This is a genomic window from Pseudonocardia terrae (genome assembly GCF_021343995.1).
Taxonomy (GTDB): Bacteria; Actinomycetota; Actinomycetes; order Mycobacteriales; family Pseudonocardiaceae; genus Pseudonocardia; species Pseudonocardia terrae.
This window is the reverse complement of the sequence record NZ_JAJTTE010000034.1, coordinates 1-11,861: the sequence shown is the minus strand read 5'-3', so window position 1 is coordinate 11,861 and position 11,861 is coordinate 1. Positions and strand designations below refer to the sequence as shown.

Annotated in this window: 12 protein-coding genes; 7 read left to right on the top strand and 5 right to left on the bottom strand. The window is 74.9% G+C overall.

The genetic code is table 11. The annotated features are described in order from the left end of the window. The first annotated feature begins 9 nt into the window (after window positions 1–9). The 5 genes from LWC33_RS21800 to LWC33_RS21780 all read left to right on the top strand — a co-directional run bounded on the left by LWC33_RS21800 (window position 10) and on the right by LWC33_RS21780 (window position 4,627). Window positions 10–927, top strand: a complete 918-nt coding sequence (locus LWC33_RS21800; protein WP_233306284.1) for a DUF2127 domain-containing protein — start codon at window positions 10–12, stop codon at window positions 925–927. A 44-nt stretch (window positions 928–971) separates the two neighbouring features. Then, window positions 972–1,688, top strand: coding sequence for a response regulator transcription factor (locus tag LWC33_RS21795; protein WP_233306283.1), 717 nt, complete (start codon window positions 972–974; stop codon window positions 1,686–1,688). A 173-nt stretch (window positions 1,689–1,861) separates the two neighbouring features. Further along, a complete protein-coding gene (locus LWC33_RS21790; protein ID WP_233306282.1) occupies window positions 1,862–2,248 on the top strand; it encodes a DUF1707 SHOCT-like domain-containing protein in 387 nt (128 codons plus the stop codon). A 27-nt stretch (window positions 2,249–2,275) separates the two neighbouring features. Continuing rightward, window positions 2,276–3,637: a sensor histidine kinase gene (locus LWC33_RS21785; protein ID WP_233306281.1), complete on the top strand. Its 1,362-nt coding sequence runs from the start codon at window positions 2,276–2,278 to the stop codon at window positions 3,635–3,637. Between the two features lie 87 nt (window positions 3,638–3,724). After that, the gene (locus tag LWC33_RS21780) at window positions 3,725–4,627 is read left to right on the top strand and encodes a phosphatase PAP2 family protein (RefSeq protein WP_233306280.1); all 903 of its coding nucleotides are present in this window, start codon (window positions 3,725–3,727) and stop codon (window positions 4,625–4,627) included. 46 nt (window positions 4,628–4,673) lie between these two features. Here LWC33_RS21780 and LWC33_RS21775 read toward each other — a convergent pair whose 3' ends face one another. The 3 genes from LWC33_RS21775 to LWC33_RS21765 all read right to left on the bottom strand — a co-directional run bounded on the left by LWC33_RS21775 (window position 4,674) and on the right by LWC33_RS21765 (window position 7,479). Beyond that, window positions 4,674–5,417, bottom strand: coding sequence for a type 1 glutamine amidotransferase (locus tag LWC33_RS21775; RefSeq protein ID WP_233306279.1), 744 nt, complete (start codon window positions 5,415–5,417; stop codon window positions 4,674–4,676). Window positions 5,418–5,422: 5 nt separating this feature from the next. Continuing rightward, on the bottom strand, window positions 5,423–6,622 hold the full coding sequence (locus tag LWC33_RS21770; protein ID WP_233306278.1) for a Mur ligase family protein: 1,200 nt from the start codon (window positions 6,620–6,622) through the stop codon (window positions 5,423–5,425). Between the two features lie 215 nt (window positions 6,623–6,837). Further along, on the bottom strand, window positions 6,838–7,479 hold the full coding sequence (locus LWC33_RS21765) for a TIGR03086 family metal-binding protein (protein ID WP_233306277.1): 642 nt from the start codon (window positions 7,477–7,479) through the stop codon (window positions 6,838–6,840). Between the two features lie 51 nt (window positions 7,480–7,530). Between LWC33_RS21765 and LWC33_RS21760 the strand changes: the two genes are divergently transcribed. Beyond that, window positions 7,531–7,956: a MarR family winged helix-turn-helix transcriptional regulator gene (locus tag LWC33_RS21760; protein WP_233306276.1), complete on the top strand. Its 426-nt coding sequence runs from the start codon at window positions 7,531–7,533 to the stop codon at window positions 7,954–7,956. 54 nt (window positions 7,957–8,010) lie between these two features. Here LWC33_RS21760 and LWC33_RS21755 read toward each other — a convergent pair whose 3' ends face one another. Both LWC33_RS21755 and LWC33_RS21750 read right to left on the bottom strand, forming a co-directional pair. Beyond that, entirely contained in the window at window positions 8,011–9,156 is a 1,146-nt protein-coding gene (locus LWC33_RS21755) for an App1 family protein phosphatidate phosphatase (protein ID WP_233306275.1), read from the bottom strand. Between the two features lie 43 nt (window positions 9,157–9,199). After that, window positions 9,200–10,153, bottom strand: a complete 954-nt coding sequence (locus LWC33_RS21750) for a cyclase family protein (protein ID WP_233306274.1) — start codon at window positions 10,151–10,153, stop codon at window positions 9,200–9,202. A gap of 241 nt (window positions 10,154–10,394) precedes the next feature. On the opposite strand from LWC33_RS21750, the gene gdhA reads away from it, so the two are divergent. Then, window positions 10,395–11,732 (top strand): NADP-specific glutamate dehydrogenase, encoded by a 1,338-nt coding sequence (gene gdhA, locus LWC33_RS21745; RefSeq protein ID WP_233306273.1) that lies wholly within the window; start codon window positions 10,395–10,397, stop codon window positions 11,730–11,732. The last annotated feature ends 129 nt before the right edge of the window (window positions 11,733–11,861 follow it).

The window sequence follows — 11,861 nt, the reverse complement described above, 5'->3', positions numbered from 1 at the left end:
TCCCGCCGCATGGACGGAAAGACGGCCGAGCGGCCGACGGTGCTGCGGACGGCACCGGGGACCGAGCGGCCCCGACGCTTCCGCCCCCGGCTGCGCTACGAGCTGATCGGGTGCGGACTGCACGGACACGAGCTGCTGGGCACGGACGCCGAGCACCTACGCCCGGCGGACGCCCTGTTCGCCCGCGAGGCCGGGGGCCTGCGCTGGTACCGCTGCCTGCGCTGCGACTCCTGGGTGGCGCTCCCCCCTCCGACCGCTCCGACCAGGCAGTTCCCGCCGGAGCGCGAGCAGGTGACGCTGCCGCTGCGGGGCAAGGCGTTGCGCGATCGCTACGTGCTGAGGCTCATCGCGCTCGACCGGCTCCTGCACTTCCTGGTGCTCGGTGTGCTGTCCGCCGCGGTCTTCCTGTTCGCGACGCACGAGGTCGCGCTGAACGCCGAGTTCTCCCGGGTGCTGCAGGGTCTGCAGGGCGGGCTGGGCGGCCCGGTGAACGACACCGAGGCGGGGCTCGTCCACCAGGTCCAACGCGTGTTCTCCGTCGCGGCCGTCAACCTCTACCTCGTCGCGGCGGGCGCCGCCGCCTACGCGGCGCTGGAGGGCGTCGAGGCGATCGGGCTGTGGCGCGGCCGCCGCTGGGCGGAGTACCTGACGTTCGTCGCCACCGTCGTGTTCGTGCCCTACGAGATCTGGGAGCTGACGCGGAGCGTCTCCCCGCTGAAGATGCTGACCCTGGTGATCAACCTGGCGATCGTCGTGTACCTCGTCGTCGCGAAGCGGCTCTTCGGGATCCGCGGCGGCGGAGCGGCCGAACGCGCCGAACGGGCCGAGGACAGCGGCTGGGCGGCACTCGAGCGGGCCACCCCGGTGCCCGGCGCGGCGCCCGTGGCCGTCCGCGCCGATCACACGGACTTCGTGGTCGAGGGCTGAGCCGCGTCGGCGCGAGGCGCCGGCGAGGTCGTAGGCTCCGGACCATGGCGCGCCTGCTCGTCGTGGAGGACGACGACACGATCGGCCGGGCCCTGCGCAGCAGCCTGGCCGTGCACGGGCACGACGTGGTGTGGTGCACCAGCGGCCGGGACGCGCTGCAGGCGGGGCGCGACGGCCGGTTCGACCTGGTCCTGCTCGACCTGGGCCTGCCCGACGCCGACGGGATCGACGTCTGCCGGGACCTGCGGCTCACCCAGCCCGGCGCGGTCCTGGTGATACTGACCGCCCGGGACGCCGAGATGGACGTGATCATCGGCCTGGAGGCCGGCGCCGACGACTACCTCACCAAGCCGGTCGGGCTGGCCGAGCTGCACGCCCGCGTCCAGGCCCACCTGCGCCGGGCCGAGACCGGCTCGCGGGCCGCCGCGGACGACGGCGACGGGGGCAGCACCGTCCTGGGCGACCTCGTGATCGACCTGGCCGGCCGCCGCGTCCTCGCCGCCGGGATCGAGCTCCCGCTGCGGGCCAAGGAGTTCGAGCTGCTCGCCCGGCTCGCCGCGCAGCCGGCGACCGCCGTCAGCCGGGAGACCCTCATGTCCGAGGTGTGGGACGAGCACTGGTTCCGCTCGACCAAGACCCTCGACGTGCACATCGCCGCGCTGCGCCGGCACCTGACCGACCTGCCACCCGGCACCGCGCTCCCGCGGATCACGACCTTGCGCGGGCACGGCTACCGTCTGGACCCGCCCGAGACCGGCTGAGCCGCCGGCCGGCACTTTTTGCCGTGGCCTTGCCGGAGGAGGGCCGCGGTTAACCGAGCCCTGCCTACCGTGACCGGGGTGCAGCTGGTCGACGAAGCAGGCCCGGCCCGGGGCACGGCGACGGCGGCGGTGCGGACGGGTGGAGGGCCGGCCGCCCGCCGGGAGGAACCGTGGTGAGCGCGCCGGGCGAGTGGCGCCACGACCCGGCGACCTGGTCGGACGACGGACACCCGCAGGGGCCTCCGGGATCCGGGACGGCCGACGAGGTGCACGAGGTAGACCGGGAGCGCGCAGCGGCGCGGATCCGGGTCGCCCTCGACGACGGGGTGCTCACCGTCCAGCAGGCCGGGCAGCGTCTCTCCGAGGTCTATCGGGCCCGCAGCCGCGCCCGCCTGGACCGCCTCACCGAGGACCTCGACCCGCCCGAACCTGCCGCCGACGACCGACTCGACCGCGCGACGCTGCTCCGCGCGGGCCTGCGCGTCCTGTTCCTCGCCGCGCTCGCCGCGCTGCTGCTCACCGCGCTGCTGCACGGCATCGGCCCGATCGACCGCTTCTGACCACCCTCGCCACTAGGTTCTGGTGACGTGCGCAAACGGATCGTGGTGCTCACGCTGGGCGCCGCCGTGCTGGCCATCGCCCTGTTCGGGCTGCCGCTGGCCGCGATCGTGGTCCCCTACCTCGCCCACGACGAGACCAGCGAGCTCGACCAGGTCGCGGACGTCGCCGCGCTCACCGTGGCCGTCGACCTCGCCCACGGCAACGCCCCGCACCTGCCCCCGAGCGTGGAGAACGCCGACGTCGCGCTCTACGACCGCGCCGGCAACCGGATCCTCGGCACCGGCCCGGACCGGGCCGACGGCTCCGTCTCGGACGTGCTCTCCGAGGCGCACCAGGACACCGACGACGACGGCGTCGTGGCCGTTCCGATCATCGGGGAGGACGACCCGCGGGCCGGCGCGATCCGCGTGTCCAGCAGCCCCGCCGAGGTCTACGTGCAGATCGCGCTCGTGTGGGGGGTCATGCTCGCGCTGGCGGCGGCGGCGCTGACCGTGGTGGGGCTGGTGGCCCGGCGTCAGGCGGGTACCCTCGCCGGCCCGCTCGAGCGGTTGTCCGCCACCGCCCGGCGCCTCGGCGACGGCGACTTCACCGCCCGCACGGCACGGGTCGGCATTCCCGAGATCGACTCCGTCGGCGTGGACCTGGACACCACCGCCGAACGGCTCGGCGGTCTCGTCGCCCGCGAACGCGCCTTCACCGCCGACGCCTCCCACCAGCTCCGCACGCCGCTGGCCGGGCTCCGGTTGACACTCGAGGCCGCCCTGGACGTACCGACCCCGGCGCTGAACGACCCCGCCGCCACCGGGGAGGTGGATCGGCTGCGCGAGGCGATGCACCAGGCCGTGCGGGCCAGCGGTGGGCTGCAGCGCACCATCGAGGACCTGCTCGCCCTCGCCCGCGACACCCACGAGCCGCGCGACGCGCTGGTCCTCGCCGACCTGGTCGCCGACCTCGCCGGCGACTGGCACACACGCGCCGAGGCGGCCGGTCGGGCGCTGAAGCTCGAGGCTCCCCGCGGGCTCACGGCCGCCGCGTCGGAGGCGGCGACCCGCCAGGTCCTCGACGTCCTGGTGGACAACGCCCTGCGCCACGGGAACGGGCTGATCACGGTCCGGGTCCGCGGTGCGGGCGGGGCCGTCGCCGTCGACGTCGCCGACGAGGGCGAGATCCCGCCGGACGCCTCGACCGGGCTGTTCACGCGGCGCGCGCGCCGCTCCGAAGGGCACGGCATCGGGCTCGCGCTCGCACGCAGTCTCGCCGAGGCCGAGGGCGGGCGGCTGACCCTCACCCGCACGCGCCCCACCACCTTCACCGTCCTGCTGAGGGCCGCCGCCGCGCGGCCCGAGACCGTCGACGACCCCGTGCCCGGACGTCTTGCCGAACGCTAACCATCCGTTGGGTGTCCGCAGCGGCAACGGCTCCTAACGTCCACGGGGTCGCCGGTCTCCGGCGGTCTGTCGGAGGGCGGAGCAGGGATGAGATTTGCCGATACCGAACAGGTCCTGGGTGTCGTGGCGCTGGTGGCGTGGGCCCTCGTGGCCGCGCTGTCGGCGTCCGGTCGCCTCCCGCACGGGCGGCGGGTGTCCCGGGCGACGCTGGCCGGGACCGGGGTCGCCGCCGTCCTGTTCGCCCTGCAGGCCACCGTGGTCGACGCGGTCGCCGACCCCGACGGCATCTCCGCCGCGGACGTGCCCGCCTTGCACTGGTTCGTCGAGCATCGGTCCGCCGGCGCGACCGTGCTGGCGCTGACGGTCTCGACCCTGGGCGGCACCGCGTCGATGGCCGTCCTCGCCGCGGTCGGCACCCTCGTGCTCTGGTTCCGCCGGCGCCGCTGGGAGGCCGTGGTCGTCGTCGTCGCCTCCGCCGGGGCGGGCCTGCTCGTCGAGACGCTCAAGAACGTCTACGACCGGCCGCGCCCCCCGGAGGCGACCCGACTGGCCGTCGAGACCAACTACTCCCTGCCCTCCGGGCACGCCCTCGGCTCGACCGTCGTGCTCGGCGTCCTCGCGGCCGTGGCCGTCGTCGTGCTGCGGAGTGTCGCCGTCCGCGTGGCCGCGGTGGTGCTCGCGGTCGCGGCGGTCGTCGTCATCGGGCTCTCCCGCCTGTACCTCGGGGTGCACTGGCTCACCGACGTGCTCGACGGGTGGCTGGTGGGCGCGACCTGGCTGGCCCTGTGCGTCACGCTCCTGCTGCACCGCCGCCCCGTGCCGGTACCCGACCCCGACCTCGGCCCACCCGTCGAGGGGTCGGCGGCCGACACCGCAGGGCCCCGCCCGGAGGATCCGCAGACCGTCCGCCTGGCGCTCGACCCCACCGCACCCGACGTCGGCGACCAGCCGACCACGCCCATGCCCCGACCCCGCGGCGGCCGCTCCTGAGCGACCCGGCGGCGGCCGCCGCCGGACGCCCGGCCCCGAGATCGCGCTAGGGAGTGGACCGGTTCAGGCGCGGGAGGCGGCGCCGCGGGCGCAGACGTCGTTCGCGGAGCTGCTCCACCGCCGGCACCTGCAGCGGCGGCAACGGCTCGCCGACGGCCCACTCCAGCAGCAGGTCCGCCAGCGCGGGGTTGCGGGCGAGGACCGGGCCGTGCAGGTAGGTCCCCACGACCCGGCCGGCCACCACCCCTTCGGTGCCCTGGCCGCAGCCGTTGCCCACCCCGGACTCGACACGGGCGAGCGGCCGGGCGGTGGGGCCCAGCCGGGTCGCGCCACCGTGGTTCTCGAAGCCCGTCAGGGGCGTTCCGGCCAGCTCGGGCACCAGCGGCGTGGCCACGACCTCCCCCACCGCCCGCCGGACGCGCCGGGTCGTCGTCAGGTCGAGCACGCCCAGGCCCGCATGGTCGTGACCGTCCGGGCCGGCGAAGCGCTCCCCGAGGATCTGCAGGCCGGCACAGACCGCCAGCACGACGGCACCCCGCTCGACCGCCCCGCGCAGGCCCGGCGGGCGGGCCGCGCGCTGCGCGGCCAGGACCTGCGCGGAGTCCTCCCCTCCGCCGAGGACGTAGATGTCGCAGCCGGTCGGTACCGCGCCCGTGACGGTCACGATCTCCGCAGTACGCCCGCGCCAGCGCAGGCGTTGCCGGAGCACCTCGGCGTTCCCCTTGTCGCCGTAGGTCCCCAGCAGGTCCGGCGAGACCGACGCGATCCGTACCGCCGACTCCGTGGGCAACCGGCTCACCCCGTCCCGTCCGCCCGCGGGCTGGTCCGGTCCTCCGCGGCGGCGCGGGCCAGCCGGGCCCGGACGCCGAGGAACGCGGTGTAGTCGGCAGCCACGTCGACCCGACCGCCCAACATCCGCGCGGCCATCACCGGGTCGGGCTCCACCTCGTGGTCGACCTCCGCGTAGGCGAGCCGGACCGCGAGGTCCGCCGCCCGGTCCCCGCTGGCCATCACCCGCCGGCCGCGCAACCGCTCGAAGGGCACGTCCCACAGCCAGGAGGGGTCGCGGCCGTCCGCCTCCCGGGAGTTCACCGCGATCACCACCGCACTCGGCGAGGCCTCGATCACGGCGAGCGTCTCCGACCAGCCGGCCGGGTTCTTCGCCAGCAGCAGCCGGGTCTCCCCGTCCGGTCGGGGGAACGACCGGTACCGGCCCGCGATCTCGTCCAGGCCCGCGACGGCGTCGACCGCCCGGTCGGGCGCCACGCCGTACGCGGTGGCGGCGGCGACCGCGAACGAGGCGTTGACCAGGTTCGCCGCGCCGGGCAGCCGCAGCTCCAGGGTCCGCCGGTACCCGTCGGGCCCGAGCAGCTGCCCGTCCTCGGTCACCGTCCACGTCGCGGACGGCTCGCGCAGCGCGCACTCCGCGCAGCCCCACGTCGTGGCGACGGGGTCGATGTGGCCACCGCACAGCAGGCAGGTGACACCGTCGTGCCGCCACGTCCGCGGCGGAGCGACCCAGATCCGGTGCTCGGCCGCCTGCGCCGCGGCCACCACCAGGGGATCCCCGGCGTTGGCGATCACCGTGGTCCGCGGGCTCGCCGCCAGGGCCGTCCTGATCCGGCGGACGACCGAGTGGACCTCCCCGACCCGGTCCAGCTGGTCCCTGCTCATGTTCAGCAGCACCACGTACGCCGGCCGGGTCTGCGCGATGACCCCGGGCAGGTAGCCCTCGTCGATCTCCAGCACGGCGCTGTCCGCGTCCGGGTGGTCGAGCAACGCGGCGAGCGCCCCGTCGGCCATGTTGGCCCCGGTCCGGTTCCACGCGGGGCGGGAACGGACCGCGACCGCGGCGGCGAGCATCGCCGTCGTCGTCGACTTCCCGTTGGTGCCGGAGACCAGCGCGACCGGCCGGGAGGTCGCCAGCTCGGCCAGCAGCCCGGGATCGAGGGCGAGGGCCACCCGCCCGCCGAGGACCCCGCCCGGTCGGCCCACCGACCGGCACACGGTCGTGGTGAGGCGGCCGGCGGAGGCGGCGAGGCGGGCGCGGACGTTCAGTGGAGCCGAGGTCGCCGCAGCACGCGACCCCCCGACGGACCGGGACCGCACACCCGACGAGGACGAGGACACGCCCCGACGATGCCCGCGCGCGGGTTAACGATCGGCAAACCGGTCGCTCAGCCCCGGCCAACTCCTCCGCGCCGGCCGCCTCACCCGCGCGGAGAGACCCGGTCCGCGCGATCCGCCGTCCAGGCGGGGTCGCGGCCGAGGGAGGTGAGCAGGCGGGTCCAGGCGTCGGCGTCTGCGGGGGCGGGAACGGCGTGCCGGAAGGGGGCTCCGGGGGCCTCGCGGCTCTCGTCGTCGGCCACCTGCTCGGCGATCGCGAGGCCGGCCTCGACCAGCTCCGCGTCGAGCACCCCCAGATACGCCTCGACGACGTCCAGGCCGGCAGCGACGTCCCAGCCGTGCACCAGGGTGTCGACCAGGTGCATCGAGACCAGCACCGGTGCGGGCACCCGGACGTCGAACTCGGGCAGCAGGACGGTCCGCTGCAGCTCCTCCACCCCGGAGAAGGCCGCGCCGACCTCGTCGAGCGTCGAGGCGAGCGTCGCGGCGGGAGACGCCCCCAGTGCGCGCGGGGCGAACGCCGCCAGATCGGTGCCGGCTCCCCGACGGGCGGCGGTCACGGCGGTGGCGAAACCGTGGTCCTGGCCGGCCATGTGCTCGAGGAGGGCGCGCAGGTCCCAGCCTGCGCAGGGGGTCGGGCGGTCGAGGTCGGCCGGGGTGACGCGGTCGAGGACGGTCCGCGCCGCGCCGACCGCCCGGTGATGGAGCGCCACAACAGTAAGCATGCGCAGATCGTCTACCTCGGTAGATTATCTGTCAACGCCTATGGTCTCCCCATGGAGAGGCGGCACGATCTCGGCGCGGCGTTCGCGTGGCTGACCCGCGCCATGGTCGCGGCCGAGGAGCCGGTGCTCCGGGCGCACGAGCTCGAGATGTGGGACTACGCGGTCCTCTCGGCGCTGGAGGACGGTCCCGCGTCGACGCAGGCCGAGCTCGCCGACACCGTGCGCCGGGACAAGACGCGCCTCATCCCGATCCTCGAGAGACTGGAGGCCCGGGGGCTGCTGCGGCGCACACCGGACCCGGCCGACCGGCGCAACCGGGTCGTCGCGCTGACCGGCGCCGGGCGCGAGGTGGTCGCCTCCTGTCGCGCCGGCATCCGCGAGGTGGAGGCCGACCTGCTCGCCGACGTCGAGCCCGGGGAGCGCGCGATCTTCGTCGCCGTGCTCGACCGCCTGGCCGACGCCGCACGAGCGCGGTAGGGCGTCGACCGGCGCGGCCCTCGCGTCGTCACCTCCCGGTGCCGACCCGCGTCGTCATCGACGAGTCGCCGTGGCTGCTCCGGTGTGTCCGCCCGCGGTCGTGGCGGCACGGATCGCCGGGAGCGCCGCCGGGCCGAGCAGCCCGATCGCCGCCGCATGGTCGGCGATCTCCGTGCTGTCGTCCACGGCCAGCATCGGCACCCCCAGCGCGGTCACCCGGTCGGCCAGCGCGCGGACCTCGGCGTCCCGCCGCGGGGTGCGCCCCGGGGGCCGGCGCACGTAGACCGCGCGGATCCGGTCCGGGTGCGCCTCCGCGACCGCCGCGTAGATCTCCGGGTCGAGTTGGCCGGTGTCACCGACGAGGACCAGCCCGAGCGCCGGGTGCTCGTGCAGGATCCGCGTGATCAGCTCGGTCTTGTGCTCGCGCGCGCCGATGCGGAACAGGTTGCCGTGCCCCGGGCCCCAGTCCGTGAGCAACAGCGGGCCGAGCGGGAACGCCCGCAGCGCGATGAACTCCAGCAGCGTGCCGTGCAGGTTCCACGGGCTGGTCGACACGTAGAACACCGGCCGGGACACCCCCGAGGCCGGCGCCACCAGCGCCCGGTACAGCGCGGCCGAGCCCGGTAGCGGGGCGCGGTCCGCGGTCTCGGTCAGCAGCGTCGCCCGCAGGAACGCCAGCCCGCGCGTCAGGCCGGTCTCGAGGATGGTGTCGTCGACGTCGCTGACCAGCCCCACGTCCGCCCGCGGGTCGACGACCAGGACCTCCGCCCGCGCGCCCGTCCCGTCCTCGAGGGTCAGCTCGGCCGTCCGCCAGCCGGGCTCCAGACCCGGCTGCTCGATCACGGCGTCCACGTACCCCTCGTCGTCCGCCCGGACGTGCTCCGTCCCGGCGGGCGTGCGGATCGCGATGCGCGCCCCGGGCAGTTCGACGGTGAAGAACCGGCTCAGGCTCGCGAGCAACACCTGCCGACGCGAGCGTGGACCCGGCGCGAGATCGTCGGCGGGGACCGCGTCGGGGTGCCCCATCACCACCCGCGCGCCGATCCGCACCCGTTCGGCCGAGCCGTGCCCGACGAACGGGATGACGAGCGGCCGGCGCCGCCCGCGGAGCACCACGACGACCAGGACGACGCGCCCCAGCACGCGCTCCGCCGCCACGGCCAGGCGGACGAGGGTGGCCTTCACCTGCGCGCGTCTCACGATCCCAGCGTGTCGTGAAGACGATCAGTCCGCCACCCGTCGGTCAGAAGGTGGCGATCGGGTTGACCGGGCTGCCGGACGTCCCGGCGAAGCGGACCGGCGCGACCGCGAGGTGGAAGTCCCACTGGCCGAGCTCGGCGGCCGTCGTCGCGCACGCCTCCAGGTCGCAGTTGTCGAGCAGCCACAGACCCATCGCGACGAGGCTCACGGCGTGAACCGGCATCAACACGTCGTCGTACCCCGACGGCTGGACGTCCTGGGGGGTGTCGGCGCCGATCAGCGCGACCTCCCGTTCGTGCAGCCACGGCAGGCAGGACGCGTGCCAGCCGGCCTGCGCGAGTCCGCCGGCCGGCCCGGCCTCGTGCCGGGCGCGGCCGTAGCCGGTCCGCAGGAGCACTGCATCGCCGGAGCGCACCCGCACACCCTGGCGACGCTCGGCCTCCTCGAGATCCTCGGGGAACACCCCCTGCCCCGGCTCCAACCACGGCACATCGCGGGCCGCTGCGACGTCCAGCAGGACCCCACGCGTGATGATCCCGTTCGCCGCCGCCGTGACGGCCGCCCACGCCGATCCGGTCGCGGCGTCGACCAGTGAGTGCGGCCGGCCGTTGTAGATCGTGCCGTCCCAGAAGATGTGGCACGGCGAGTCGACGTGGGTGAGGGTGTTGCCGTGGAACGCGAGGCCGAGCCGCTCGGACGAGAAACCCCACCGCCGGTCGGCGTGGAACGAGGCCGGCATGGTCTCGGCACCCGGCATGTCGGCGGCGCACGGGCACGTCGTCGTCGACCGCTCCATGTCCTCCGGCACGGCGACCTCCCACGCGCACGACACGCTCCTGCCGTGGCGCACGGCCCGCGCCGCCGCCACCCGGACGTCGTCGGTGATGTGGTTCAGGGTGCCGAGCTCGTCGTCGTCGCCCCACCGACCCCAGTTCGACAGCGTGGCGAAGTAGCCGAGCACGTCGTCCTGGGTGGGTAGCGGTCGCCCTGCGGTCATCCCGGCATCGACTCCTCCGGTCACGGGGTGCGAGGCACCCGGCTCGGGGCAGCGAGGCCCGCTGAACGGGCATGACCCTAGATCAGCGGCCGGCGGTCGGCCGGTCGGCAGGGAGGGCACGGCGCACCTGTGCTGCGACCGCGATGAGGCAGGTGTCACTCCGGGCACGGTTCGGGATGGGCGACAATGCGGCAGACGGCCCCTCGCGGTCAGGGCGGGCGGAAAGGACACGACGCACGACATGCACGAGGCGCTGCAACCGATCTACCAGCGGGTCCTGTCCCGCAACCCGGGTGAGACGGAGTTCCACCAGGCCGTCCGGGAGGTGCTGGAGAGCATCGGCCCGGCGGTCGACAAGCACCCCGAGTTCGCCGACGCGAAGATCGTCGAGCGGATCTGCGAGCCGGAGCGGCAGATCATCTTCCGGGTGCCGTGGGAGGACGACCAGGGCGACATCCACATCAACCGCGGGTTCCGGGTGGAGTTCAACAGCGCGCTCGGCCCGTACAAGGGCGGGCTGCGGTTCCATCCGACGGTCCTGCTGGGCACGGTGAAGTTCCTCGGCTTCGAGCAGGTGTTCAAGAACGCGCTGACCGGGCTGCCGATCGGCGGGGGCAAGGGCGGCTCGGACTTCGACCCGCGCGGCCGCTCGGACCGCGAGGTCATGCGGTTCTGCCAGAGCTTCATGCTCGAGCTCTACCGCCACATCGGTGAGTACACCGACGTGCCGGCCGGTGACATGGGCGTCGGCGGCCGCGAGCTCGGCTACCTGTTCGGCCAGTACAAGCGCATCACCAACCGCTACGAGTCCGGGGTGCTGACCGGCAAGGGGCTGATCTACGGCGGCGCGCAGGTCCGTCGCGAGGCCACCGGGTACGGCAGCACGTTCTTCGTCGAGGAGATGCTGCGCGTGCGCGGGCAGTCCCTCGAGGGCAAGGACGTGGTGGTCTCCGGCTCCGGGAACGTCGCGATCTACACGATCGAGAAGGTGCACGAGCTGGGCGGGCGGGTCGTCGCCTGCTCGGACTCGGGCGGGTTCGTGCACGACCCGGACGGCATCGACCTGGAGCTGCTCAAGGACGTCAAGGAGGTCCGCCGCGAGCGGATCAGCGCCTATGCCGACAAGGCCTCGGGCGCGACCTTCGTCGAGGACGGCTCGATCTGGGAGGTGCCCTGCCAGGTGGCGCTGCCCTCGGCGACCCAGAACGAGCTCGACGCCGCCGGCGCCGCCGCGCTGGTGCGCAACGGCTGCGTGGCCGTCGGCGAGGGGGCCAACATGCCGACGACTCCGGGGGCGGTGCGGGTGCTGCAGGACGCCGGGGTCGCGTTCGGGCCGGGCAAGGCCGCGAACGCCGGCGGGGTCGCGGCGTCGGCGTTGGAGATGCAGCAGAACGCCTCCCGGGACTCCTGGACCTTCGAGCACTCCGAGGCGCGGCTGCGCGACATCATGATCGACATCCACGCGCGGTGTCATCGGACCGCCGAGGAGTACGGGGCGCCCGGGAACTACGTCGCCGGAGCGAACATCGCCGGCTACGCACGGGTGGCCGAGGCGATGCTCGCCCTGGGCCTGATCTAGGTCCCGCGACCCCGCCCGCACCGCGCGGGCGGGGACGCGGTTCGCGCAGCTCGGCGACGACCGCGGCGCCGAGCGGTCGGCTCATCGCAGCGGCCGGAACGCCTGCAGCTCGTACGGCACGGAACCGGT